This is a genomic window from Undibacterium umbellatum, from assembly GCF_014284125.1.
GTDB classification, from domain to species: domain Bacteria; phylum Pseudomonadota; class Gammaproteobacteria; order Burkholderiales; family Burkholderiaceae_D; genus Undibacterium; species Undibacterium umbellatum.
In genome coordinates, this window is sequence record NZ_JACOFX010000001.1 from 445,945 (window position 1) to 469,967 (window position 24,023).

Below are 24,023 nucleotides of genomic sequence, written 5' to 3' on the forward strand. Positions count from 1 at the left end.
TCATTAAGTTTTTTCATAGCGTCGGCTTAGCAGTCGCTGCAATTGTTTGAACATCGTTTTCACACCACTTCGGAGATGCATCATGGCGAAATCCCCTATGCGCGTAGCTGTAACCGGCGCCGCAGGCCAAATCGGCTATTCCCTTCTGTTCCGTATCGCCAATGGCGACATGCTGGGCAAAGACCAGCCAGTGATTCTGCAATTATTGGAAATTCCTGACGAAAAAGCCCAAAAAGCGCTGAAAGGCGTAATGATGGAAATCGACGACTGCGCATTCCCGTTGCTGGCAGGCATGTCTGCTCACAGCGATCCAATGACAGCGTTCAAAGATATCGATGTCGCCTTACTGGTTGGCGCACGTCCACGCGGCCCAGGCATGGAACGCAAAGACCTGCTGGAAGCCAATGCACAGATTTTCACTGTACAAGGCAAGGCACTGGATGCAGTTGCATCACGCAATGTTAAAGTTCTTGTGGTTGGCAATCCAGCCAACACCAATGCTTACATCGCCATGAAGTCGGCACCTTCCCTGCCAGCGAAAAACTTCACAGCCATGCTGCGCCTGGATCATAACCGCGCCTTGTCTCAAGTCGCTGCCAAAGTTGGCAAGCCAGTTGCTGCAGTTGAAAAACTGTGCGTCTGGGGCAATCATTCCCCAACCATGTACGCTGACTATCGCTTTGCGACAGTTGACGGCGCATCTGTCAAAGACCTGATCAACGATCAAGTCTGGAACAAGGATGTATTCCTGCCTACAGTTGGCAAACGCGGCGCAGCGATTATCGAAGCACGTGGCCTGTCATCTGCGGCTTCTGCAGCGAACGCAGCAATCGACCACGTACGTGACTGGTTGCTGGGCACAAACGGTAAATGGACTACCATGGGCATCCCTTCCGATGGCTCTTATGGCATTCCTGAAGGCACCATGTTTGGCTTCCCTGTAACGACAGAGAATGGCGAGTACAAAATCGTTGAAGGTCTGGAAATCGACGAATTCTCCCGCGAACGCATCAACATCACCCTCAAAGAACTGCAAGAAGAGCGTGATGGCGTCAAACACCTGGTAGGTTAATCAGGTCAGGGGGCGGATTCCGGCACTCGCTGGAATCCGCCTTGGTTCACGATGATATTTTAAGTAATGCACCCATCTACAGTACTTTTTCAAGATCAAATTCAACCGGTTATATTGCCGGTTTGCGACCATTACGCAGGATCTGAGAAATTGATGTGCAAATCGATTGCGCTACAACAGGAACTAGGTGGAATTTTTGATATCACTCTCGATTGCGAAGACGGCGCAGCCGCTGGCAATGAGATAGCCCATGCAAAGCTGGTCGCAGCTTTGGTCGCCAGCTCTGACAATCATTACCAGCGTCTGGGCGCGCGGGTACACGACGTACATCATGCGGCATTTGAACAAGACCTGGAACTGATACTGCCGACATGCGCAGACACGCTTGCCTACCTGGTTTTACCAAAAATCAATAACACTGCCGAGTTGCAAGCCGCACTGCAACGCATTAATCACTTTGGCAAAAAAAGTAACGGCCAATTGATACCGGTTCACGTCTTGATAGAAACCCATGGCGCACTTGCAGAAGTGCAGCAAATTGCTGCCCTGCCACAGGTTGAATGCCTGTCATTTGGTTTGATGGATTTTGTGTCCTCCCATTTTGGCGCCATACCTGCGAGCGCGATGCGCTCTCCTGGCCAGTTCAATCACCCACTGGTTTTGCGCGCCAAGCTGGAAATCGCCGCCGCCTGCCACCGATATGGCAAAGTCGCTTCACATAATGTCTCCACAGAGATCATAGATGTGAACGTAGTAGCAAATGATGCGCGCCGCGCAGCCAGCGAATGCGGCTACACCCGCATGTGGAGCATACATCCGGATCAAATACGCCCCGTCATTGAGGCATTTTCACCCAGTGAAAATGAAATCCTTGACGCTGTCGCCATCCTGACCCAGGCAAAAAACCAGGCCTGGGGACCAACACAGTGGCAAGGACAGTTACATGACAGAGCCAGTTACCGCTATTATTGGACAATTTTAAAACGGGCCCAGTCAGGGCCATTTGTATTACCAGCAGCAGCACAAGAATTACTTTAGGGAGACTTTTATGAAACTATTTTCTTTTATCAGCCTGGCATTTGCTGCATGTGCCCTGCTTTCCACTAGTATAAACGCTGCTGAAACCCAGAAGGGTAAGAGCAAGATTTCTGCGAAAACCGCAAAATCAGCAACACAAGTCGATGCCCCAAAAGAAGATGATGAACCAGAACCGGACGTACAACAGCAAAAGAACTTTGAATACAAGTGCGAACTTGGCAATTCATTGACAATGTACACCAACCCTGATGACGATCAGCATATGGCAATGCGCTGGAAAAAACGCCTGTATCGACTGACACGCGTTGAGACCACAACTGGTGCACACCGCTTTGAAAACCGTAAAGCAGGCTTCGTCTGGATAGGTATACCTACAAAAGCACTATTACTGGATTCACGCAGGGGTCTGCAACTTGCCAATGAGTGCAAACCAGTTGAGCCTATCATTGCCGAAGTTGAAAATATACCAGGAACAGCAATCCCAGCTAAGTAAGCATTTTCAACAAACCTCGTACTTGAGAGTTTGTTGCAGTAAGAATTTTTTTTGACCGTTGATTTTTGTAAATAAGAGGAAGAGCCATGAGCCAAAATGCGTACAAAGATGCATTCAAAACCCTGAAGGATTTTAAAATTTCAGACACCAAGAAAGGCAAGTTCTTTTCTCTGCCTGCACTGGAAAAAAATCTCGGCGTAAATATCTCACGCCTGCCAGTCTCCATTCGCATCGTGCTGGAATCAGTGCTGCGTAACTGTGATGGTAAAAAAGTTACAGAAGAGCATGTCAAGCAATTAGCTAACTGGAGTGCTACAGCTGCCCGCACTGACGAAATCCCTTTCGTTGTTTCTCGCGTAGTACTGCAAGACTTTACCGGCGTACCTTTGCTGGCCGACCTGGCTGCCATGCGCAATGTGGCAGCCACACAAGGTAAAAATCCGAAAAATATTGAGCCTTTGGTACCGGTTGACCTGGTCGTTGATCACTCAGTACAAATCGATCATTTCCGCGAAAAGAAAGCGCTGGACCTGAACATGAAACTGGAATTCCAACGCAATAACGAGCGTTACCAGTTCATGAAATGGGGCATGCAGGCATTTGACACTTTTGGCGTGGTTCCCCCAGGGTTTGGCATTGTTCACCAGGTTAACCTGGAATACTTGGCACGTGGCGTCCACAAAGTCAAAGATGCCAAGAAAAATGAAATTTTCTATCCAGATACACTGGTAGGCACTGATTCCCATACCACCATGATCAATGGTATCGGCGTCGTTGGCTGGGGCGTTGGTGGTATCGAGGCAGAAGCTGGCATGCTGGGCCAGCCAGTTTACTTCCTGACACCAGATGTAGTCGGCGTCAACCTGACAGGCGCACTGCGCGAAGGTTGTACTGCAACGGATCTGGTACTGACAATCACGGAATTGCTGCGCAAGGCCAAAGTAGTTGGCAAGTTTGTTGAATTCTTTGGCGAAGGCACACGCTCCCTGTCCCTGACAGACCGCGCAACCATCGCCAACATGGCGCCTGAATACGGCGCGACCATGGGCTTCTTCCCTGTTGATGAAGCAACGATTGATTACTTCAAAGGCACAGGCCGCACCAAGGCAGAAATCGACGCATTCGAAGGCTATTTCAAAGCCCAGAAAATGTTCGGTATCCCTGCTGCTGGTGACATCGACTACACCACAGAAATTTCGCTGGATCTGTCCACAGTTGCTCCCTCCCTGGCTGGTCCCAAGCGCCCACAAGACCGTATCGAAATCGGCAATGTCAAATCCACTTTTGCAGACCTGTTCTCGAAACCAACTTCCGAAAATGGTTTCAACAAAAAAGCAGAAGACCTGGATGCTGTCTACACCAATACTGATGGTGTCAAAGTCAAGAACGGCGATGTACTGATCGCTGCAATTACTTCCTGCACCAACACATCCAATCCTAGCGTTTTGCTGGCAGCCGGCTTGCTGGCCAAGAAAGCAGTTGAAGCTGGTTTGAAAGTGGCCCCACACATCAAGACATCGCTGGCCCCTGGCTCGCGCGTCGTCACTAAATACCTGGAAGCAGCTGGCCTCTTGCCTTACCTGGAAAAACTGGGTTTCGGCGTCACTGCCTATGGTTGCACTACCTGTATCGGTAATGCCGGTGACCTGACACCTGCGATGAACGAAGCAATTGCCTCCAACGATATCGTGGCATCTGCCATCTTGTCTGGCAACCGCAACTTTGAAGCACGCATACACCCGAATATCCGCTCCAACTTCCTGGCCTCCCCTCCTTTGGTTGTTGCTTATGCTATCGCTGGCAACATGACCAGAGACCTGATGACAGAGCCAGTGGGTCGCGTCAAAGGCAAGGACATTTTCCTGGGCGACATCTGGCCTACCAGCGCAGAAATCAACAAACTGATGAAGTATGCGATGAATTCCAAGACTTTCAAGGAAAACTACGCAGACGTTAAAGGCGCACCAGGCAAGCTGTGGGAAAACATCAAGGGTGTCGCTGAAGGTCAAGTATATAACTGGCCTGCATCCACCTACATTGCTGAGCCACCATTCTTTGCTGACTTTACGATGGAACCAAAAGCGGCCGCGACTGGCATCACTGGTGCGCGCGCATTGGGTGTGTTCGGCGACTCCATCACGACTGACCATATCTCCCCAGCCGGCTCCATCAAGGAATCCAGCCCTGCAGGTAAATGGCTCAAAGAAAACGGCGTTCTGAAAGCCGATTTCAATTCCTACGGTTCACGTCGTGGTAACCATGAAATCATGATGCGCGGCACATTTGCCAACGTGCGCATCAAAAATCTGATGATCCCGGCCAAGGAAGATGGTTCCCGCGTTGAAGGCGGCGAAACTTTGTTCCAGCCAACCGGCGAACCTATGGCCATCTATGACGCAGCAATGAAATATGTTGCTGACGGCGTACCAACCATGATTTTCGGTGGTGAAGAATACGGCACAGGCTCTTCCCGTGACTGGGCAGCAAAAGGTACACAATTGCTGGGCGTCAAAGCGGTAATCGCACGTTCTTTTGAACGTATCCACCGCTCCAACCTGGTTGGCATGGGCGTATTGCCATTGCAATTTATCGGCACTGACAGCGTCGATACTTTGGGCATCACAGGGAATGAATCTTTCGACCTGAAAGGCATAGAAGATGAAATCAAGCCTCAGCAAGAAGTGACCCTGGTCATCAACCGTGCCAACGGTGAAAAACAAGATGTCAAAGTCTTGTTGCGCATAGATACACCTATCGAAGTTGATTACTATAAACACGGTGGCATCTTGCCGTTCGTATTGCGTCAATTGCTGGCGGCCTAAGCTATAGAAGCAAACCCGTCCCTGCTAGCAGGGACGAATTGAAAAAGGTGAATTTCTCAGGGAATTCACCTTTTTTCTTTGGTTTTTCCTTCAATGCATGAGCATGCAAGAATGATGTAAGCAAGTTCATCTAAGCTTAGTTCATCTTAAAAATTTAACTCTGGAGACAATTATGTGGAAAATTCTCGTCGGCTTTATTATTTTTGCAGCTGCTGGCCTGTTCCTGATTTTTAAAGGAGGCGATAAAGTCGATATGCAAGGTGAAGCTGCAGGCCATAACCCGACCGAAGTCCATTCAGCTTCTGCCAGTGCATCAGCACCTGCCCCGGCTAGTTTGCCAGCTGCAGCATCCGAAGCAAGTACGACAGCTACACCAGCGTCTGACGCGGCGGCAAGTAGTGCCAGCAAATAAGCCGACACGACAAAGGCTGCAGGCTTGCAGCCTTTTCTCTAGTTCAGCATAGTCAAAGCCTGCTGTATATCAGCTATCAGGTCTTGTGTGTCTTCCAGACCTATATTGAAACGCACCAAAATCCCGGATTCAGGCCAGTTGGTACGCATATGCTGTATGCGATAGGGTATGCATAGGCTATGCGCCCCACCCCAGCTATAACCCAGCTTGAACAATTTCAGACTATCGACAAAGCGGTCAGTTTGCTCTTCACTAAACTTCGCATCAAACAACACAGAAAATAAGCCTCCCGCACCAGTAAAGTCACGTTGCCAGATGTCATGCCCAGGGCAATCTGGCAAGGTTGGATGCAAAACCTTGCTGATTTCTGGGCGACTTGCCAGCCAGGAAGCAATTTTGCGCGCACTTTGATCGTGCGCATTGAAACGTAGTTGCAGTGTCGGCAAATTGCGCAGGACCAGATAGACATCATCCATACCCACGCCAAAACCCAGCCGCATGTGCGCCATTTGCAGCCGGGCATTGAGTGCCTCGTCACGGGTAATGACTGCCCCCATCAATACATCTGAACCACCACTTTGATATTTAGTCAGCGCCTGCATGATGATATCCACACCGTGCTCAAAAGCTGCAAATGCAATGCCTGCCGACCAGGTATTATCCAGAGCCACCAGCACACCACGCGCATGGGCAACTGCGCATATCGCAGGCACGTCCGGCACCTCCATCGAGACCGAGCCAGGTGCCTCCACCCACATCAGGCAGGTGCGTTCTTCTATCAAAGCGGCGATGCCAGCACCTATTAAAGGATCGTAGAAGCTCACACTGATACCAAAACTACGCGACAGCCATTCAGCCTGATCGCGACTGGGGCCATACACATTATCCGGTATCAATACATGATCACCGCTTTGCAGGAAAGCCATATTCACCAGTGTGATCGCTGCCAGACCACTGGGCGTCAACAGGCAATGCTCGCCCTTCTCTATTTCTGCCAGCCTGGCTTCCAAGGTAAAACTAGTGGGCGTGCCATGCAAGCCATAGGTATAAGACGATTTGTCCAGCCAGCTACGCTCGCGCATGGTGGCAACATTGTCAAACAAGACTGTGGATGCATGATGGATGCCGACTGAAAAAGCAGCAAAGCCTTCCGGTGCTTCATACTCGCTATGAACAATACGGGTATTGAACCCTGGCTCTGGTTTAGTGTTTTCTGACATGCTGATTCCTGATTCCCGATTCGCAAGCAACTCAAAATGAGTTCATTGTATCTGGAGCATGTTAGCGCAGATGTAGCACATCACTCCATGATGGCAAAAAAGACGCTTGCCGCGTCTTTTTGGGGTATCACTGACTTCAAAGGAACAAGCCTATGACAGCAAATGAGTTGATCTATTTTTTTGAGAGCTCGTTAATCATTTCACTTTCCGTCAATTTGATATTGCTGACAACACCATCATCAAGCAAAATTTTTCTGGCAATAAGATCATTACCTGGAGCCAAAATCGTAAAATGTGACGCTCCTTTTACCGACAGAAATTGGATATTGGGATTGCTGGATTTGCTACGTAGTGATTCCAAAGAATCGATATTGCCATCTACCCCTTCGATAATGAATAAAGGGCTTTGGACAGATGGTAGCCAGTAATAGGGCGCACGTGACACCTGCTCTGCATAGCTGATCTTGTCGAAATTAACAGGTATCATGTTTCCGTAGTCACGCAAATTGGCGACCGGACCAAATGAAAAAACTGCCCTGAATCGTTTACTGGCTTCTGCAGTCATCAATACCAGAGTACCGCCAGTACTATGGCCTCCAAGATAGATTCGGGCCGGATCAACCCAGGGTTGTTGCGCCAAATAATCGGCCGCTGCCAGCACATCATCGATCTCACCAAAGTGCGCTTCATGTTTGCCCGGATTGTCATTACCGCCACGCAAAGTTGGGAACATCATCACAATACCTGCTTTGCGATAGGCTGCCGCAGATTGATCATTTGCTCTCGGCTTGACCTTTGACAAGGATGTTCCATCAATTGAATTACTATCGCCACCAGTAATCCAGATTACGGCTGGGTGTTTTTTTCCGTCTTTAGGATCTGAAGTCAACATAGCGGCAAGCTGCCCCACTGCTGACTGATAGCGTACGGCCTTAAACACATTGTCTGGTGAGTTGCCTACCGGGCTACGATAGTCGCCGTCATAACTTACCTGAGTCTTGAACTGCTTGCGAAATGTAGCAAAGGATGCAGGATTTGGCGCGCTATCAGCAAGTGCAAATTGAGAAACTGAAGCAGATAGTAAAGCAAGTGCACAGAATTTTCGTATGGTAAGCATTTTTATGGGTCAGGAAAAAATCACATAGAGATAGGTCGGACATTGCAGACGTACTACACGTCTGCAATCATTCGATGAATTCGATGACAGTGCATGACTAGAGCACCAAACCTAAAACTTTATTTAGCAGAGGAAGCTTTGACTTTCCTTGTTTTGGAAGGTGGCAACAATTCCAACACAAATTCCTTGCTGACTTTGCCATCGTCTGATTGCCAGACGCCGCGTATCACATTATCCTTGAGCTCGCCATCCCATTGACCAGAGACATCTACGCCGTCCTCTGACTCTTCCATACTGAGTTTGTTTTTACTGACTTCGCCTGCCAGCAAAATCTTCTTCCCATTATTGCGTTTGCCACCTGCAACAACATAAGAGCCTTCGACACTGTCGCGGTCTTCGGGTTTGGGCTGTATGTGCATACGGATTTTGTCACTCCCCATGGTGCCACGCAATTCAATTGCACCGGCAAAAAAAGGATTGGACATGGGCGCAAAGCCTGATTTCACAGCAGGAACAGGTTCGGACTTATCTTCAGCCTGAGCTGCAAACCCTGACAGCAGAGTCAGTGGCAATAAAACTAAACGTAAAAATCTCATCAGACTGCTTCGCCCCACAGATCATGGGCATCAGCCGCAGTAATTTTTACTTCAACGAATTCACCAACCTTGAGTTTACGGTGTGGTTCGAAAGGTGGCTTCACATAGACGACGCCATCAATCTCAGGCGCATCAGCAGAACTGCGGCCTACGCCACCGCTGCGATCCAGTGAATCGATCAGCACGCGCATAGTTTTGCCGATTTTTGCTTGGAGGCGTTTTTTGGATATACCCTCCTGCAATTCCATAACGCGACGGCGGCGATCTTCGCGAACCTCATCTGGCAATTGATTGGCGATTTCATTGGCGGTTGCGCCTTCGACTGGCGAATAGGCAAAGCAACCCAGACGGTCAATTTCAGCTTCTTTCAGGAAATCGAGCAGATACTCAAACTCTTCCTCTGTCTCACCTGGAAAGCCGGCGATGAAGGTAGAGCGTATCGTGATCTCAGGGCACATTTCACGCCATGCCTTGATACGTTCTATATTTTTTTCGCCACTGGCTGGACGCTTCATGCGCTTCAACACGTCAGGGTGAGCATGCTGCAAAGGAACGTCCAGGTAAGGCAGGACATGTCCATTGTTCATGAAAGGAATGATCTGGTCTACGTGCGGATACGGATAGACATAATGCAGGCGCACCCAGGCATCATACTGCTTGGCCAATTCACCCAAGGCCTCTACCAATTGCGTCATATGTGTTTTGACCGGCTTGCCGTTCCAGAATCCCATGCGGAACTTCACATCAACGCCATAGGCACTGGTGTCCTGGGAAATCACCAGCAATTCCTTGACACCGGCCTTGAACAGGTTTTCTGCTTCCATCATCACATCGGCAATCGGGCGAGATACCAAGTCACCACGCATGGAGGGGATAATGCAGAAGCTGCAACGATGGTTGCAGCCTTCGGATATTTTCAGGTAAGCGAAATGCTTGGGCGTCAGTTTGACGCCTTGTGGAGGCACTAAATCCATAAAGGGTTCATGCGGCTTTGGCAAATGCTTATGCACTGCCGCCATGACTTCGCCGACTGCGTGCGGGCCAGTCACCTCAAGTACTTTGGGGTGTATGGACTGTATCATGTCCTTGCCATCAGCACCTTTTTTAGCGCCCAGACAACCGGTCACAATCACCCTGCCATTTTCAGCCAAAGCCTCGCCTATTGCATCCAGGGATTCCTGTACGGCGGCATCAATGAAGCCGCAGGTGTTGACGATGACCAGGTCAGCACCATCATAGGATTTGGCAGTGTCATAACCCTCAGCACGCAATTGGGTCAGGATTTGTTCGGAATCGACGAGAGCCTTCGGACAACCCAGGGAAACAAATCCCACCTTGTGGGTAGCAGGCATTTCTTGACGACGAATTTCTGAGATAGACATATGGGATAATTAATAGCAAAAAGGGTACAAAAGCGAATCCGCTATTGTACCCTTTTTGCCAGCCCAACTTGCCGCATCTGCGATTAATTTCCTGAAGAATCAGGGGCTTAAGTCAGAATACTAACCTGTTCAAGCTGTATTTTATTTATTGTTTATTTACTTTTTATTCACATCTTCAGGATTGAACGGGAAGACATTGAACATGTTTTTTGTCTGGCTTTGCATTTGTTCTTGCATTTGCACAAACAAATTCTTGCTCTGTTCTATGTAGTTGCCCATCATGCCCTGCATCATCGGGCCCTGAACATTCATGAACTGGGTCCACATTTCAGGGCTGAAAGGCTTGCCTTCATAAATGCCCTTGGAATTCTCGGCCAGCTTGTTCTGGATGTCGATAAAGGCCTGGACGTTTTTTTCCAGATAATTACCCATCATGCCTTGCATGGCATGACCATAATAGCGAATGATTTGCGACAATACGACGCTGGAAAACATCGGTGAACCGCCCGCCTCTTCTTCCAGAATGATTTGCAACAGTATGCTGCGCGTCAAATCTTCGCCAGTTTTTGCATCGACTACCGCGAAATCATCGTTTTCCAATACAAACTGTTTGACGTCGACCAACGTGATATAGCTACTGGTTTGCGTGTCGTACAGACGACGGTTAGGATATTTCTTGATCAGATGCTGTGTTGATTTTTTTGCGCTATTCATTGAGATCTCAGTTAAACACTTCGATATCCTGCCACTTGCTGAGGATCACTCGTCAAAGCAGCACAGACTATTCACGCAAACATGATTTCTTGTTCTGGCACGACCAAAACAGCTTTCATGTTTGTCCCCTTTTTATTTGCATCTTATATTCTGCAGCCTGCAAAAGATATGCCCATCGAAATCTTGCGACTCGGATGGGCATATTTTACCGCACTGCAGAAGAAAGACAGCAATCAGGGAGGCTAAAAAGCCAATTTAAAAAATTTATTCTAATTCCCGGCAGTTTCTAAGAACCTGTTTAGGATCTGTAGCGAGCGAGCGTCAGCGAGGTGAAGAGTAACGCAAAAAGCGGAATGTACACTAGTACATGAGCATTTTGAGCAACACATGAGCCTCGACCACGCACGCGCAGTAAGATCGGAAACAGGTTCTGAAGGATGGCGGTGATTAGCCCATATGCAAACCACCATTGATGGAGAAGTCTGAGCCAGTAGCATAACCACCTTCATCAGATGCAATCCAGGCAACAATAGAAGCAATTTCTTCAGGCTCAGCCAGACGCTTGACGGGGATACCAGCAACAATTTTTTCCAATACATCAGGACGTATAGCCTTGACCATGTCAGTACCAACATAGCCTGGGGAAACCGTATTGACAGTCACACCCTTGGTCGCCACTTCCTGCGCCAGAGCCATGGAGAATCCATGAATGCCAGCTTTAGCAGTAGAGTAATTAGTTTGCCCAAACTGACCTTTTTGACCATTAACGGAGGAAATATTGATGATACGACCCCAACCGCGGTCTACCATACCATCGATGACTTGCTTGGTGACGTTGAACAGAGAATTCAGATTGGTATCCATGACTGCATCCCAATCTGCCTTGCTCATCTTGCGGAACTGGCCGTCACGGGTGATACCAGCATTATTCACCAACACATCGACTTCACCAATTTCTGCCCTGACTTTTTCAAAAGCTGCTCTGGTTGACTCCCAATCCGACACATTTCCTTCAGAAGCGTGAATATCCAGGCCTTCAGCACGCATATCTGCCAGCCATTTATCTTTACGGGCTGAATTAGGGCCACAACCAGCAACTACTGTATAACCATCTCTGCACAAACGTCTGCAAATTGGAGTTCCAATACCACCCATACCACCAGTTACATAAGCAACACGTTTTGACATATTTGTTCTCCTAATTGAAATTTTTATTACTTAACAACAAACCTTCAATCTGCTCTTACCTTCACGTAACGCCCTGGTGCAGCTTCAATCGCCGGGAAATCTGCATTACCAGGGATCGTTGGTATTTTTACCATTTTACCACCATGTTCCGCCAAAAAGGCCGACCATTCTGGCCACCAGCTACCTGGGTGTTCGGTAGCGCTTGCCAGCCAACTTTCTGAATCCAGGCCAGTTTGCTCATTGGTCCAGTAACTTCTTTTTTTCTTGGCCGGAGGATTGACCACACCAGCGATATGGCCAGAAGCACCCAGTACAAAACGGTTCCTGTTTTTATGACGGGGATTTAGCAAAGCCGTGGAAGCGTAAGCTGCCTGCCAAGGGACAATATGATCTTCACGGGAACCATAGACAAAGCAAGGCGCGTCTATTTTGCCAAGATCAACCTTGCTGCCTGCCACTGTCAACGCACCTGGCTGCTTGAGCTTGTTTTCCAGATAGGTATTGCGCAGATACCAGCAAAACATGGGGCCAGGCAAGTTGGTGCTATCCGCATTCCAATACAAGAGATCAAATGGTGGCGGTGCTTCACCCTTGAGGTAATTTGACTGAACATAATTCCAGACCAAGTCATTCGCTCGCAGGCTGGAGAACGTACTAGCCAGGTCTTTACCAGGCAAAATCCCGCGGCTACCTATTGTTTGCTCACGCATCTTGACTTGCATTTCGTCGACGAACACATCCAGCACACCAGTCTGTGTAAAGTCGAGCAAAGTGGTCAATAATGTCAAGCTACTGGCCGGATGTTCGCCACGTGCCGCCAATACTGACAAGGCTGTAGAAACAATCGTGCCGCCTACGCAAAAGCCGAATGTATTGATCTTGTCTTGCTTGCTGATCTTTTGCACGACCTTGATAGCCTGTATGGCACCATCTTCGATATAGTCATTCCAGCTGACTTCAGCCATGCTTTCGTCCGGATTTGCCCATGACACCAGGAAAACTGTATGCCCCTGATCAACTGCATAACGCACAACCGAGTTCTCAGGTTGCAAATCCAGGATATAGAATTTATTGATGCAAGGTGGCACCATCAGCAACGGGCGCTGATGAACAGTCTTGGTGGTTGGCTGATATTGAATCAATTGGAACAAACGGTTTTCATACACCACCGTGCCAGCTGAGGTAGCGACATTCTTACCGACTTCAAAGGCAGATTCATCTGTCTGGGAAATACGACCTTTTTGCATGTCGGCCAGCATTTGGGTAATGCCCTTGGCCAGGCTCTCGCCTTTACTCTCTATCAGTTTGCTTTGCGCTTCTGGATTGGTGACAAGAAAATTAGCCGGCGACATGGCATCAATCATTTGCTGCACTGCAAAACCGATTTTCTGTTTTGTCTTGATTGGCGCCTGAACAGACTCAGCCATGGCCATCAAAAATCGCGCATTCAAAAGATAAGAAGCCGCACTATAAGAGTGCATGGCATGGTTATGCCAGTCCGGGGCAGAAAAACGCCTGTCATTCAAATCAGGAATTTTGGATATGGCAAAGTCTTGCCATAGCTTGCCAAACTCTTGCATATACTCCGTTTGCAAGCGCGTCATTGTGGCTTGGTCTATCTGCGCCCCCAAATCCTTCAGCATGTCTGCCGCCGGCATAGGGTTCATCGTTGCGGCAGGTTTCATCCACTCCTGCCATTTATCTTGATTCACTAGCTGTGACATCCACTCGGAGTACATAGCTTGAGGATCGAAAGTCTTCATGCGTGCCTCCTGATTTTCGCGTATCGTTTCGAAATAATTTTAAGCTTTCTTTCCCTGATTAATGAGGCCGCAATACAATTCCCGTTATTGCAAATGCCCACCCAATACTCACAATAATAATTAAGGTCTTTTTATGTATATCGTCGCAATCGCCTGGATTTATGTCGTACTGATGATGTCAATCACAGAGCACTCTGTTATTGCAGGCATCATGACTTTCCTCTTGTATTGCGTTTTTCCTTTAACAATAGTTTTATACCTGATGCGTACACCACAGCGCAAGCGTGAACAACGGGAAAAACAAGCTGCACTGCAAAAACAATCTGGAACTCCAACAGTTTCAGGTGACCATCAACAAGCAGAAACAAAAGCAGATTAATCCAAACATTTTGTTAATTTGGTGCTATCCAGATCAGGCTGGCCATTCTTCCGGTAACTCTGTCACGGCGATAAGAATAAAATTCCGCAACTTCGGTCACCGTACAGCGGTCACCACCAGCAACCTGACTAAGGCCTATGTCATTGAGCAATTTTCTTGCCAGCCCATACAGATCAGCCAGATATTTTTCCGAACCATCCTGGCTGGCTTTCGCTTCAAAATAAGCCTGCACATCAGGAACCTGCGCAGCAAAAACATCCAATACATCGCGCCCAACCTCAAATTCTTGCGGCCCTATCGCCGGACCAAGCCAGGCGATAATTTCTTGCGCACCCTTGGCACGCATGGCTGTCACAGTATTTTGCAACACTCCTGATGCCAAACCACGCCAGCCCGCATGCGCTGCTGCAACCACCTTGCCAGAAACGTCAGTGAATAAGACGGGTAAACAATCCGCAGTTAACACTGCGCAGACCTGGCCAACTTGCGTACTGAGCACGGCATCGCCGATATTGCCAGCAGCGAGATCAGCCGCATCAAGTATTATATTGCCATGCACTTGTGATAAGAATATGACATCTGAAGGCAATAGCAGATTTAATTTATCCCGATTATGTTTTACTGCGACCGGGTTGTCGTTGACATGGTCACCGAGATTGAGGCCAGCGCTGCCGGCCGCTTCTCCATAGGGACCATTGCTGAACCCGCCGTGACGGGTAGTGGTGAACGCCCGCACGGCGGCGGGCGCATGCTGCCAGTTGGGCAGCACTACCGGGAAAGGAGCAAGTGCAGTTAGGACCTTGCTGTCCGATTTCATACTGTCTGTATGCCAGCCTGCAGCAGCAATGCTGCGAAGTCATCAGCCAATGGGATTTCCCACTCCACATGCTCACCTGTGGTCGGGTGCGTCAAACCCAGCTTGCGCGCTTGCAATGCCTGGCGATTAAAGAAACGCGCCAGATGCTGCTTGCCATACAAAGGATCGCCAACCAAAGGAAAACCTAATGACAACATATGCACACGTATCTGATGAGTGCGACCAGTTTCGAGTTGGCAGGCCACCAGACTGACAGGAAATTTTTCCAGCATACCAGCTGCTACACGCTGGAAATGCGTGACTGCTGGTTTGGCGAGCATGCTTTGTGAAACTGCCATCTTGATGCGATCACGCGGATGTCTGGCCATAGGCGCATCTACTGTACCTGACAAATTAGGTGTACCCCATACCAGCGCATTATATTCACGTTTGACTGTCCTGTCCTGCAACTGGCGCACCAGTTCAGTATGGGCAATCAGGGTTTTTGCGACGACCATCAGGCCCGAGGTATCTTTATCCAGCCTATGGACGATGCCGGCACGCGGCACGCCCAGCAAAGCAGGCCAGCGATACAGTAAGCCATTCAGCAAAGTACCTGACCAGTTACCAGCTGCCGGGTGCACTACCATATCAGCCGGTTTATTGATGACCAGAATGTCATCATCTTCATACACCACGTTCAAAGCGATGTCTTCAGGCGCATAAGCACCTTCGTCAGGCGCTGCTTGCGGCTCAATAATGATTTTTTCATCACCCAACATGGTCATTTTGCCACGACCTGGTTTGCCATCAACACTGACAAAGCCTGCCTCTATCCATTGCTGGATGCGACTTCTGGAATATTGGGGAACCAGTTTGGACAAAGTCTTGTCCAAACGCTCACCACAGGCTTCTGATGTGAGCTTTAATTCTATGTTTTCGACTACCGGCGAAAAAACTTCGTCCGCTTCGGCGCTATCATTCAGCTCTTCAAATTCAGTCTCCAGGTCGGAATCTGACAAAATCACTGTAGTAGTTTGTTTCACATTTTTTGCCATCGGCTATAATCCGTAAATTGTTTTCATGCTCACGCACAAATTTATGCACATTAAATCTTTGAAATTGCTGGTTCTGGCTGTTGCCGCGTCCTTAAGTTTAAGCGGCTGCGGGGTGTTTGGCGAAAAAGGCGATGAGACCAGAACCTGGTCAGCATCAAAATTATACGCTGAAGCAAAAGACGAAATGTCTAGTGGGAGCTATGAAAGAGCAGTTCAGTACTTTGAAAAGCTGGAATCTCGCTTTCCTTTTGGTACGTATGCACAACAAGCTCAAATGGAAACTGCCTACGCTTATTACAAGCAAGGCGATCAAGCCCAGGCATTGGCGGCAGTTGAACGTTTCATCAAGTTGCACCCAAATCATAGCCACGTAGACTATATGTACTATTTGCGCGGCGTCATCAATTTCAATGACCAGGTCGGTTTATTGAATTTCTTGGCCAATCAGGATATTACTGAACGCGACCCAAAAGCCTCCCGCGACTCTTTTGACGCCTTCAAACAACTGGCAACCCAGTTCCCAGACAGTAAGTATACGCCAGACGCGATCTTGCGCATGAAATATCTGGTGAATGCCCTGGCACAATACGACGTGCACGTGGCACGCTATTATTTGCGCCGCGGTGCCTACCTGGCAGCGGCCAACCGCGCCCAGGCAGCAATCAAGGAATATCCAGATGCACCTTCCATTGAAGAAGCGATGTTTATCCTGATACGCTCTTACGATGCCATGGGTATGACAGAGTTGCGCGATGACGCCAACAGAGTATTCCTGCAAAACTTCCCGAAAAGTGACTACCTGACAGGCAAAGGTAAGGCAAACACCGCATGGTGGAAATTCTGGTAGATCCGCAAATTTCTGCATCCACCAGCTCGACTGACGGTCTGGTGAATGTTGATTTTGCATCTTAATCTTCAATTTTTCGGCGAAATACCCAGCTGAGCTTGGTCGATTCTTCTTCGCAATAGGTATACCCCTCCTCGGAAAAGGCTTTCAAGTCTTCGACCTTGCGTATCGCATGCTGCGCACTATACTTGGCCATTAAGCCCCTGGCGCGTTTTGCATAGAAAGAAATGATTTTGTATTGACCATTCTTCCAATCCTTGAAAACTGGAGAGATCACTGGTGCGCCCAATAAAGCTGGCTTGACAGCTTTAAAGTACTCATCCGAAGCCAGATTCACCAAATTCTTGGATTTTTGTTGCTGAATAACATCACTCAATAACAAACTTATTTTATCTCCCCAAAAGGCATATAAATTTTTACCGTGAACGTTATTGAGTCTTGTTCCCATTTCCAGGCGGTATGCTTGCAAGGCATCAAACGGCCTCAACAAACCGTACAAACCAGACAAAATGCGCACATGATTTTGTAAGTACTTTAACTGTGACGCAGTCAGGCTGGCAGCATTCAGCCCCTCGTAAACGTCGCCATTAAACGCGAAAACTGCCTGCTTGCTATTTAATGGCGTCGCTTGCACCTGCCAATCGGCAAAACGTTGGACATTAAGTTGCGCCAGGGCCGGCGAAATGCCCATCAAGTCCGCCAATTGTTCGGGCTTATAGGTCCTCGTAATGGCTATCAGCTCGTTGGCTTCGTCCAAAAAATGGGGAGTGGTCACCGTTCTGGACTTTACAACTGTGTCAAAGTCCAGGCTCTTGGCTGGAGATAATACAATGAGCATAAATTGAATATAAATGACAAAAATGACCGACATCATACCTAAGCGCGTAGTGATTGACACCAATGTATGCCTGGATTTATTTGTATTCAAAGATTCCAGATGGTCTGTTTTGCTCCAGGGCCTCGGCAGTGGGCAGTTGCAGGCAATAACACGCGCAGACTGTCGCGATGAATGGATAGCTGTACTCAATTACCCCCACCTAGCGGCCAGACACGAAAACGCAACAGCGGTCACTGCAGTGTTTGATGCAAACATCAATTGTCTCTCGCCCGCTGACACCGGATGTAAACTCCCAGTCTGTAGTGACAAAGATGACCAGAAGTTCCTGGAAATTGCGCGCGACGCACAAGCAGAGGTATTGATCACCAAAGATAAGGCTTTACTCAAGCTCGCCAGAAAAATGAAGCAAGCGGGCATGTTCAGGATAGAGACTCCAGAACAATTTTTGCGAACTTACGTAAAAGAATGTGACAAAACTGCATCGTGACCAACAAAAGAATGACAAATTTTATTACTCTGAGTTATTCTTCGGTAATGTCCTGCTACTATGAACGAGAGCAAAAAGCAGTCTTGTTCATGCATTAAACTAAACCCGAATTTATTGAAATTAAATTGGGAAAATGACCGGAGTCCATGCGGAATCTTAGTATCTGAATGGCAGCTACATCAGATAATTTCTGCATACTCTCGCTGACACACCATGACATTCGTGAATGTTTTACACAATGATCAATGCGATTATGGAGAACAAAGGACTATGACCGATTCAGCAGATGATCTGGACGCATTGTTTGAGGAAATGGCCAATCAGCGCCTGGAAACCAATGTAGCCCCCGCCACTTCCGAAGAGACTCCGCCCGCCACGAGCAGCGCTTCACCATTGCAGGAAGCCCCTCCTGTCAAATTCAATCTTCATGGTGGCGATGCTGATTCAAGCCTACCAATGTTTGATCGTTTGGGTGGGCTAGTGAGAATGTTGCACGACTCCATGCGCGAGTTGGGCTATGACCGCTCCTTGTCCGATGTTGCAGAACAAATTGCAGATGCTCAGGGCAGACTCGAATATGTCGCCACCCTCACTGAGCAGGCAGCCAACAAAGTCTTGAATGCAACAGACCTTGGCATGCCAGAACAAGATGAACTGGCAAAAAAAGCCAAATCTATGGATGCGCGCTGGACAGAATTATTCGATGGCAAACTCAACGTTGAAGAATTCAAGTCTCTCGCAGCCGACTCCAAAGCCTTTGCCAACGTTGTACTGACTGCTACAGATGCTGAAAAGGCGCGCCTGTTGGACATCATGATGGCGCAGGACTTTCAGGATCTGACTGGCCAGCTAATTAAAAAAGTGGTCGCCATCAATAAACGTGTGGAACACGAGCTTGCACAGATACTCCTGGATAATGCACCATCTGATCTGAAAGAAAAAGCAGTAGAATTGATGGAAGGCCCTTCCGTCCCGAACGCAGCTTTGGAACAGGATGATGTAGATAACCTACTTGATAGTCTGGGCTTCTAATGGATGACATGCTCAAAGAATTTGTCGTCGAAGCGCTCGATCTGGCGACCAATGTAGAAGAACATCTACTGTCACTCGAGCGCAATCCCGGCGACATGAATACGCTCAATGCCGTATTCCGGTCGTTCCATACAATCAAGGGTGGCGCAGGCTTCATGAATTTGAGCGCCATGGTGTCGGCATGCCACTTGACCGAAAATCTCTTCGACGCTTTGCGCACAGGCCAAGTACCTGTCACGCCAGAAGCCATAGAAGCAGCGCTTGAAGCCAGTGGCTTTGTAGCTGACCAACTGACTGCGCTAAATAATGGTACTGAGCCGGACAAATTGTCTACCATGCCCAAGTCACTGGAAAAAATGTTGACTGATGCCATAGAAATGAAGGGTGTCAGCAAGAAACCAGCAGCAGCCAAAGCAAAAACGCCAGAAGCACCCAAAGCCGAAGTAAAAGCTGCAGCTCCGGAGGCTAAAAAAGCTGCAACCGGTGAAGTCGACTGGAATGCTTACTACCGTGCTGTGACGCCACCTGGCACCCTGCCCGAAGATGTAGTCGAGGCAGAAGCTGAGGAAGCACAGGCAGAAGACGTACATGCGCCAACACCAAGAGAAGAAACAGAAGCTGTCAAATCTTCACTCTCTGGAGGAGAAGTCAAGCAAAACGCGCCTGCCAAAGAAGAAAGCATACGTATTGATGCGGTCAAGTTGAATGTCTTGCTCGAAGTTGCAGGCGAATCTGTGCAAGCCGCCAATCAGGCCGCTGTACTTCTGGAAAAACTCTCGCAATTCAAATTTGATGGGCAAGCTGCGCCCTTGATGTCAGCTTTAACAGAGACACTGACCCGAGCATCCCGCTATTCAACCGAGTTGCAACGTGCCACACTTGCAACCCGCATGCAACCAGTGGGACGTTTGTTCCAGAAGTTCCCCAGATTGATCAGGGAACTGGCACGTGACCTCGGTAAAGAAGTAGACCTGAACATTGCTGGTGCCGAGACTGAAGTGGATCGTGTTGTCGTTGACAGCTTGTACGACCCGCTGGTGCATATGCTGCGCAATGCGCTTGATCATGGCATAGAAACCGCTGAAGAGCGCATCAATGCCAACAAGTCACCCCGCGCTACGATTTCATTGAAAGCCTGGCAGGAAGCCAGCAGCGTCATGATAGAAGTGACTGATGACGGCAAAGGCATGGATGCGCAAAGACTGCGTGATAAAGCCGTCTCCAAAGGCTTAATCAATATGCATGATGCCCGTACGGATGACGAAGCTTTCCAACTGGTGTTCTTGCCAGGCTTCTCTACCAAGGAAGTCGCATCCAGCGTATCTGGCCGCGGCGTTGGTATGGACGTGGTAAAAACCGCCGTTGAGCGCCACCGTGGCGCGATACGAATTGCCTCTCAATTGGGATCAGGTACAACCTTTCTGATCCGTCTGCCGATTGAGCTGTCTATCGTACCGACCATGCTAGTTCGCACCGATGGTGCTTCACTGGCATTGCCAATGGCGACTGTACAACGCGTCGTTGAATTGCCTGAAACCTTTGAAAGTGTGGGTGGTCAACCTGTATTGCGCGATCTCGGCCGGCCTTTACCCGTCAAGTCACTAGGCAAGATACTGGGCTATACGCCAGCATCTGAAAGAGTTGGCATTGTCATTGCCGCCCCCAGCCCATACATCCTGTCTGTAGATGCGGTAGATGGCACAGCAGATCTGGTGATCAAGCCACTAACCTGCATCAGCACACCGGGCATTACCGGCACTGCCCGTTCTGCTGAAGGTGAGCTGGTCCTGGTAATCAGCCTGTCCTTCCTGATTGATGGTTGCAAGACAAGGGAACGCATTACCGCCTGAGTTGCAGTATAAATTTAAGTAGCAAAGCACCTGATAAACGCATTTTGGCCAAATCTGTCAAAATGCGTTTATTCTTTTTATAGCCATACGGCGCCTCATGACCACTCCCCCACTCTCTCTGCAGGATTTCGTGCTGGAGAATCAGTTTGCCGATCTTCCTCCGCATTTCCATACCCATCTTTCCGCCAGCCCTATAGACAAGCCTTATCTGGTGGCAGCCAGCGCTGAAGTTGCTGCGCAATTAAACCTGGATCGGGCCAGCCTGAATTCACCTGAATTTCTTGACTATTTTTCCGGCAACCAGATCCTGCCTGGCAGCGAACCCTTGGCAGCCGTGTACTCGGGGCATCAGTTTGGTGTCTGGGCTGGTCAACTCGGTGACGGCCGCGCCTTGCTACTAGGCGGCAGGTCCCATGCTGATCAGTATCTCGAGATCCAGCTGAAAGGCGCAGGCATGACCCCCTATTCACGCATGGGTGACGGGCGTGCAGTATTGCGCTCTTCCATACGCGAATTTTTATGTTCGGAAGCAATGGCGGCGTTGAGCATCCCCACTTCACGCGCACTGTGCGTTATCGGTTCAGACCAAATGGTTTTTCGCGAAACGCCAGAAAGCAGCGCCGTCGTCGCCCGTGTAGCACCCAGCTTTGTACGCTTTGGCTCTTTTGAACATTGGTATTACAACGACAGGATGGACGACCTGCGCTTGCTTGCCGATTATGTCATTGCACAGTCTTACCCTGAACTGCTGGCAGAAAATAATCCCTACCAGGCGTTGCTTTCCACCGTCACCACACGCACGGCTGAATTGATGGCTCACTGGCAGGCTGTTGGCTTTATGCACGGGGTCATGAATACCGACAATATGTCCATCTTGGGTCAGACTTTGGACTATGGTCCTTTCGGCTTCATGGAAGCTTACGATGAAAAACACATTTGTAACCATACCGACCAGCAAGGGCGCTATTCCTACCGCATGCAACCAGCCATAGGCAACTGGAATTGCCAGGCTTTGGCGCAAGCTCTGTCCCCGCTCATAGGCAGCGTCGACGACACCAACGCTGCACTGAGCCATTATCCAGCCGTTTATCGACAGAAAGGGACAGAACTCATGCATCAAAAGTTTGGCTTAAAGACAGATCACGAAGGTGATCTGGACTTATTCGCCAACTTTTTCACTTTGTTACAAAGTAATCATGCCGACTTTACCCTGAGTTTCCGTCATTTAAGTAAGCTTTCAAATCAGAAATCGACCAAGGATGAGCTAGTACGTGATTTGTTTTTGGATAGGGATGGCCTTGACCTGTGGCTGATTAATTACCGCGCTCGCCTGGCTATGGAACAAAGTGATGAACAGACTCGTCAAACCAGCATGTTGTCAGTCAATCCGAAATATATTTTAAGAAATTATCTTGCCCAAGTAGCGATAGAAAAAGCGCAAAAAAAGGATTTTTCAGAAGTCAGGAAATTATTGAATATTCTGGAAAACCCGTATGACGAACAAGTGGAACATGACGGCTATGCAGAATTGCCACCCGACTGGGCCAAACATCTGGAAGTCAGCTGTTCATCCTGATATGAAAAAGAAATGCAGAGAAAATTATGAGTAAAATCGTCAAATCGGATGCCGAATGGAAAGCGCAGCTCAGCTCCATGGAGTATGAAGTCACCCGGCATGCAGCTACCGAACGTGCTTTCAGTGGGAAATTTTGGGACCACCATGAGGTCGGAACCTACACCTGCGTCTGTTGCAGCACCCCCTTATTCACCTCAGATGCCAAGTTTGATTCTGGCTGCGGATGGCCAAGTTACTTCAAAGCAATTAATCCAGCCTATGTGCGTGAGAAAATTGATACATCTCATGGCATGACGCGCACTGAGATATTGTGTAATATCTGCGACGCCCATCTGGGACATGTATTCCCGGATGGACCACCACCTACGAGATTGCGGTATTGCATCAATTCCGCCTCCTTGAAATTTGACCCTGCAACCTAATTGTCTGTAAATGAAATTTCTCTTTGACATGTTTCCGGTAGTTTTATTTTTTGTCACCTTTAAATGGGGTGAGAGAAATCCTGCTACTGCACAATCCCTGGTATCCGATTATTTTTCCAGCGTAGTATCAGGAGGCGTAACAAGCGCCGAACTGGCCCCTATATTGTTGGCAACAGCGCTTACTCTGGTCGCATCCATATGCCAGATTGGCTACCTGGTCGTGCGTCGTAAAAAAGTCGATGCCATGTTGTGGATCTCCTTCATCATCATCATGGTGTTTGGTGGCGCGACCCTGTATTTCCAGAGCGAAGCCTTCATTAAATGGAAGCCCACCGTGCTGTACTGGTGTTACTTTGGTGCTTTTGCCCTGGCTCAGCTTGTTTTCAAGAAAAACCTGATTCAAATGGCAATGGGCGAGCAAATCAAACTGCCTGAGCAAATCTGGACACGCCTCAGCTATGCCTGGATGCTTTTCTTCTTGCTCATGGGATTCGTCAATCTGTATGTAGCGTTTAATTTCTCTACGGACACCTGGGCGAACTTCAAACTACTTGCTGTTGTTGCCATCATGCCAGCATTTATCATCATCCAAAGCCTGTTTTTAGCTAAATACATGGAAGAACCAGCACAATGACACGTCAGGAGAAAATATTAGCGCGCCTGACGGAAACCTTGCAGCCTGCGCAATGTCAACTAACAGATGACTCCGAAGCACATCGCGGCCATGCTGGTGCTGCAGGTGGCGCAGGTCATTACAGTGTAAGAATAGTTTGTCAGCAATTTGACGGATTAAACCGTATTTCCCGCCATCGACTAGTGTATGATGCCGTTGGCGATATGATGCAAACGGAAATTCATGCCCTCAATATTGTGGCATTAAGTCCGTCAGAGATAGCGACCTAAGCAGTTTATTTATAATCC

24 protein-coding genes are annotated in these 24,023 nt (G+C 48.6%); 14 read left to right on the top strand and 10 right to left on the bottom strand.

All coding sequences use genetic code 11. From position 1 onward, the window contains the following. Positions 1–82: 82 nt before the first annotated feature. From H8L47_RS02110 to H8L47_RS02130, 5 genes are all read left to right on the top strand, one after another. The gene (locus H8L47_RS02110; protein ID WP_186951580.1) at positions 83–1,072 is read left to right on the top strand and encodes a malate dehydrogenase; all 990 of its coding nucleotides are present in this window, start codon (positions 83–85) and stop codon (positions 1,070–1,072) included. 66 nt (positions 1,073–1,138) lie between these two features. Continuing rightward, complete coding sequence (locus tag H8L47_RS02115; RefSeq protein WP_186951581.1) at positions 1,139–2,110, top strand: HpcH/HpaI aldolase/citrate lyase family protein; 972 nt, start codon at positions 1,139–1,141, stop codon at positions 2,108–2,110. Between the two features lie 10 nt (positions 2,111–2,120). After that, the gene (locus H8L47_RS02120) at positions 2,121–2,603 is read left to right on the top strand and encodes a hypothetical protein (protein WP_186951582.1); all 483 of its coding nucleotides are present in this window, start codon (positions 2,121–2,123) and stop codon (positions 2,601–2,603) included. An 86-nt stretch (positions 2,604–2,689) separates the two neighbouring features. Beyond that, positions 2,690–5,425, top strand: a complete 2,736-nt coding sequence (acnA, locus tag H8L47_RS02125) for an aconitate hydratase AcnA (protein ID WP_186951583.1) — start codon at positions 2,690–2,692, stop codon at positions 5,423–5,425. Positions 5,426–5,597: 172 nt separating this feature from the next. Then, the gene (locus H8L47_RS02130) at positions 5,598–5,837 is read left to right on the top strand and encodes a hypothetical protein (protein ID WP_186951584.1); all 240 of its coding nucleotides are present in this window, start codon (positions 5,598–5,600) and stop codon (positions 5,835–5,837) included. A gap of 38 nt (positions 5,838–5,875) precedes the next feature. Here the strand turns inward: H8L47_RS02130 and H8L47_RS02135 are convergent, their stop codons facing one another. The 7 genes from H8L47_RS02135 to phaC all read right to left on the bottom strand — a co-directional run bounded on the left by H8L47_RS02135 (position 5,876) and on the right by phaC (position 13,817). After that, complete coding sequence (locus H8L47_RS02135) at positions 5,876–7,057, bottom strand: cystathionine beta-lyase (protein WP_186951585.1); 1,182 nt, start codon at positions 7,055–7,057, stop codon at positions 5,876–5,878. A gap of 172 nt (positions 7,058–7,229) precedes the next feature. Further along, positions 7,230–8,174, bottom strand: coding sequence for an alpha/beta hydrolase family protein (locus H8L47_RS02140; protein WP_222616371.1), 945 nt, complete (start codon positions 8,172–8,174; stop codon positions 7,230–7,232). A 119-nt stretch (positions 8,175–8,293) separates the two neighbouring features. Continuing rightward, positions 8,294–8,770 carry a hypothetical protein gene (locus H8L47_RS02145; protein WP_186951586.1) on the bottom strand — a complete coding sequence of 159 codons (477 nt, stop codon included), beginning with the start codon at positions 8,768–8,770 and terminating at the stop codon, positions 8,294–8,296. Further along, positions 8,770–10,152, bottom strand: a complete 1,383-nt coding sequence (gene rimO / locus H8L47_RS02150) for a 30S ribosomal protein S12 methylthiotransferase RimO (RefSeq protein ID WP_230413544.1) — start codon at positions 10,150–10,152, stop codon at positions 8,770–8,772. Before rimO ends, H8L47_RS02145 begins: the two co-directional genes overlap by 1 nt. Before the next feature lie 156 nt (positions 10,153–10,308). After that, complete coding sequence (gene phaR / locus H8L47_RS02155) at positions 10,309–10,866, bottom strand: polyhydroxyalkanoate synthesis repressor PhaR (protein ID WP_186951587.1); 558 nt, start codon at positions 10,864–10,866, stop codon at positions 10,309–10,311. 447 nt (positions 10,867–11,313) lie between these two features. Beyond that, the gene (locus H8L47_RS02160) at positions 11,314–12,054 is read right to left on the bottom strand and encodes a 3-ketoacyl-ACP reductase (RefSeq protein ID WP_186951588.1); all 741 of its coding nucleotides are present in this window, start codon (positions 12,052–12,054) and stop codon (positions 11,314–11,316) included. Between the two features lie 44 nt (positions 12,055–12,098). Beyond that, positions 12,099–13,817: a class I poly(R)-hydroxyalkanoic acid synthase gene (gene phaC / locus H8L47_RS02165; protein WP_186951589.1), complete on the bottom strand. Its 1,719-nt coding sequence runs from the start codon at positions 13,815–13,817 to the stop codon at positions 12,099–12,101. A 133-nt stretch (positions 13,818–13,950) separates the two neighbouring features. Between phaC and H8L47_RS02170 the strand changes: the two genes are divergently transcribed. Beyond that, positions 13,951–14,196 (top strand): hypothetical protein, encoded by a 246-nt coding sequence (locus H8L47_RS02170; RefSeq protein WP_186951590.1) that lies wholly within the window; start codon positions 13,951–13,953, stop codon positions 14,194–14,196. A 13-nt stretch (positions 14,197–14,209) separates the two neighbouring features. On the opposite strand, the gene pgeF is transcribed toward H8L47_RS02170, so the two are convergent. After that, a complete protein-coding gene (gene pgeF, locus H8L47_RS02175; RefSeq protein ID WP_186951591.1) occupies positions 14,210–15,013 on the bottom strand; it encodes a peptidoglycan editing factor PgeF in 804 nt (267 codons plus the stop codon). After that, positions 15,010–16,050 (bottom strand): RluA family pseudouridine synthase, encoded by a 1,041-nt coding sequence (locus tag H8L47_RS02180; protein WP_186951592.1) that lies wholly within the window; start codon positions 16,048–16,050, stop codon positions 15,010–15,012. Before H8L47_RS02180 ends, pgeF begins: the two co-directional genes overlap by 4 nt. A 43-nt stretch (positions 16,051–16,093) precedes the next feature. Here H8L47_RS02180 and H8L47_RS02185 point away from each other — a divergent pair, with 43 nt between their 5' ends. Continuing rightward, positions 16,094–16,897, top strand: a complete 804-nt coding sequence (locus H8L47_RS02185) for an outer membrane protein assembly factor BamD (RefSeq protein WP_186951593.1) — start codon at positions 16,094–16,096, stop codon at positions 16,895–16,897. 61 nt (positions 16,898–16,958) lie between these two features. Here the strand turns inward: H8L47_RS02185 and yaaA are convergent, their stop codons facing one another. Beyond that, on the bottom strand, positions 16,959–17,735 hold the full coding sequence (gene yaaA / locus H8L47_RS02190) for a peroxide stress protein YaaA (protein WP_186952006.1): 777 nt from the start codon (positions 17,733–17,735) through the stop codon (positions 16,959–16,961). 22 nt (positions 17,736–17,757) lie between these two features. Between yaaA and H8L47_RS02195 the strand changes: the two genes are divergently transcribed. The 7 genes from H8L47_RS02195 to H8L47_RS02225 all read left to right on the top strand — a co-directional run bounded on the left by H8L47_RS02195 (position 17,758) and on the right by H8L47_RS02225 (position 24,005). Then, a complete protein-coding gene (locus H8L47_RS02195; RefSeq protein WP_329605384.1) occupies positions 17,758–18,222 on the top strand; it encodes a putative toxin-antitoxin system toxin component, PIN family in 465 nt (154 codons plus the stop codon). A 270-nt stretch (positions 18,223–18,492) separates the two neighbouring features. Beyond that, a complete protein-coding gene (locus H8L47_RS02200) occupies positions 18,493–19,254 on the top strand; it encodes a protein phosphatase CheZ (protein ID WP_186951595.1) in 762 nt (253 codons plus the stop codon). After that, on the top strand, positions 19,254–21,104 hold the full coding sequence (locus tag H8L47_RS02205) for a chemotaxis protein CheA (RefSeq protein ID WP_186951596.1): 1,851 nt from the start codon (positions 19,254–19,256) through the stop codon (positions 21,102–21,104). The genes H8L47_RS02200 and H8L47_RS02205 overlap by 1 nt, the downstream gene beginning before the upstream one ends. Positions 21,105–21,201: 97 nt before the next feature. Next, positions 21,202–22,680, top strand: coding sequence for a protein adenylyltransferase SelO (locus H8L47_RS02210; protein WP_186951597.1), 1,479 nt, complete (start codon positions 21,202–21,204; stop codon positions 22,678–22,680). A 26-nt stretch (positions 22,681–22,706) separates the two neighbouring features. Next, positions 22,707–23,102: a peptide-methionine (R)-S-oxide reductase MsrB gene (gene msrB, locus H8L47_RS02215; protein ID WP_222616372.1), complete on the top strand. Its 396-nt coding sequence runs from the start codon at positions 22,707–22,709 to the stop codon at positions 23,100–23,102. Between the two features lie 10 nt (positions 23,103–23,112). Further along, entirely contained in the window at positions 23,113–23,736 is a 624-nt protein-coding gene (locus H8L47_RS02220) for a septation protein A (protein ID WP_186951598.1), read from the top strand. Further along, complete coding sequence (locus tag H8L47_RS02225; protein WP_186951599.1) at positions 23,733–24,005, top strand: BolA family protein; 273 nt, start codon at positions 23,733–23,735, stop codon at positions 24,003–24,005. The genes H8L47_RS02220 and H8L47_RS02225 overlap by 4 nt, the downstream gene beginning before the upstream one ends. The last annotated feature ends 18 nt before the right edge of the window (positions 24,006–24,023 follow it).

Coding starts and splice junctions, on each gene's coding strand:
- H8L47_RS02110 (WP_186951580.1), top strand. CDS start 83: ATGGCGAAATCCCCTATGCGCGTAGCTGTAACCGGCGCCGCAGGCCAA.
- H8L47_RS02115 (WP_186951581.1), top strand. CDS start 1,139: ATGCACCCATCTACAGTACTTTTTCAAGATCAAATTCAACCGGTTATA.
- H8L47_RS02120 (WP_186951582.1), top strand. CDS start 2,121: ATGAAACTATTTTCTTTTATCAGCCTGGCATTTGCTGCATGTGCCCTG.
- acnA (WP_186951583.1), top strand. CDS start 2,690: ATGAGCCAAAATGCGTACAAAGATGCATTCAAAACCCTGAAGGATTTT.
- H8L47_RS02130 (WP_186951584.1), top strand. CDS start 5,598: ATGTGGAAAATTCTCGTCGGCTTTATTATTTTTGCAGCTGCTGGCCTG.
- H8L47_RS02135 (WP_186951585.1), bottom strand. CDS start 7,057: ATGTCAGAAAACACTAAACCAGAGCCAGGGTTCAATACCCGTATTGTT.
- H8L47_RS02140 (WP_222616371.1), bottom strand. CDS start 8,174: ATGCTTACCATACGAAAATTCTGTGCACTTGCTTTACTATCTGCTTCA.
- H8L47_RS02145 (WP_186951586.1), bottom strand. CDS start 8,770: ATGAGATTTTTACGTTTAGTTTTATTGCCACTGACTCTGCTGTCAGGG.
- rimO (WP_230413544.1), bottom strand. CDS start 10,152: ATGTCTATCTCAGAAATTCGTCGTCAAGAAATGCCTGCTACCCACAAG.
- phaR (WP_186951587.1), bottom strand. CDS start 10,866: ATGAATAGCGCAAAAAAATCAACACAGCATCTGATCAAGAAATATCCT.
- H8L47_RS02160 (WP_186951588.1), bottom strand. CDS start 12,054: ATGTCAAAACGTGTTGCTTATGTAACTGGTGGTATGGGTGGTATTGGA.
- phaC (WP_186951589.1), bottom strand. CDS start 13,817: ATGAAGACTTTCGATCCTCAAGCTATGTACTCCGAGTGGATGTCACAG.
- H8L47_RS02170 (WP_186951590.1), top strand. CDS start 13,951: ATGTATATCGTCGCAATCGCCTGGATTTATGTCGTACTGATGATGTCA.
- pgeF (WP_186951591.1), bottom strand. CDS start 15,013: ATGAAATCGGACAGCAAGGTCCTAACTGCACTTGCTCCTTTCCCGGTA.
- H8L47_RS02180 (WP_186951592.1), bottom strand. CDS start 16,050: ATGGCAAAAAATGTGAAACAAACTACTACAGTGATTTTGTCAGATTCC.
- H8L47_RS02185 (WP_186951593.1), top strand. CDS start 16,094: ATGCACATTAAATCTTTGAAATTGCTGGTTCTGGCTGTTGCCGCGTCC.
- yaaA (WP_186952006.1), bottom strand. CDS start 17,735: ATGCTCATTGTATTATCTCCAGCCAAGAGCCTGGACTTTGACACAGTT.
- H8L47_RS02195 (WP_329605384.1), top strand. CDS start 17,758: ATGACCGACATCATACCTAAGCGCGTAGTGATTGACACCAATGTATGC.
- H8L47_RS02200 (WP_186951595.1), top strand. CDS start 18,493: ATGACCGATTCAGCAGATGATCTGGACGCATTGTTTGAGGAAATGGCC.
- H8L47_RS02205 (WP_186951596.1), top strand. CDS start 19,254: ATGGATGACATGCTCAAAGAATTTGTCGTCGAAGCGCTCGATCTGGCG.
- H8L47_RS02210 (WP_186951597.1), top strand. CDS start 21,202: ATGACCACTCCCCCACTCTCTCTGCAGGATTTCGTGCTGGAGAATCAG.
- msrB (WP_222616372.1), top strand. CDS start 22,707: ATGAGTAAAATCGTCAAATCGGATGCCGAATGGAAAGCGCAGCTCAGC.
- H8L47_RS02220 (WP_186951598.1), top strand. CDS start 23,113: ATGAAATTTCTCTTTGACATGTTTCCGGTAGTTTTATTTTTTGTCACC.
- H8L47_RS02225 (WP_186951599.1), top strand. CDS start 23,733: ATGACACGTCAGGAGAAAATATTAGCGCGCCTGACGGAAACCTTGCAG.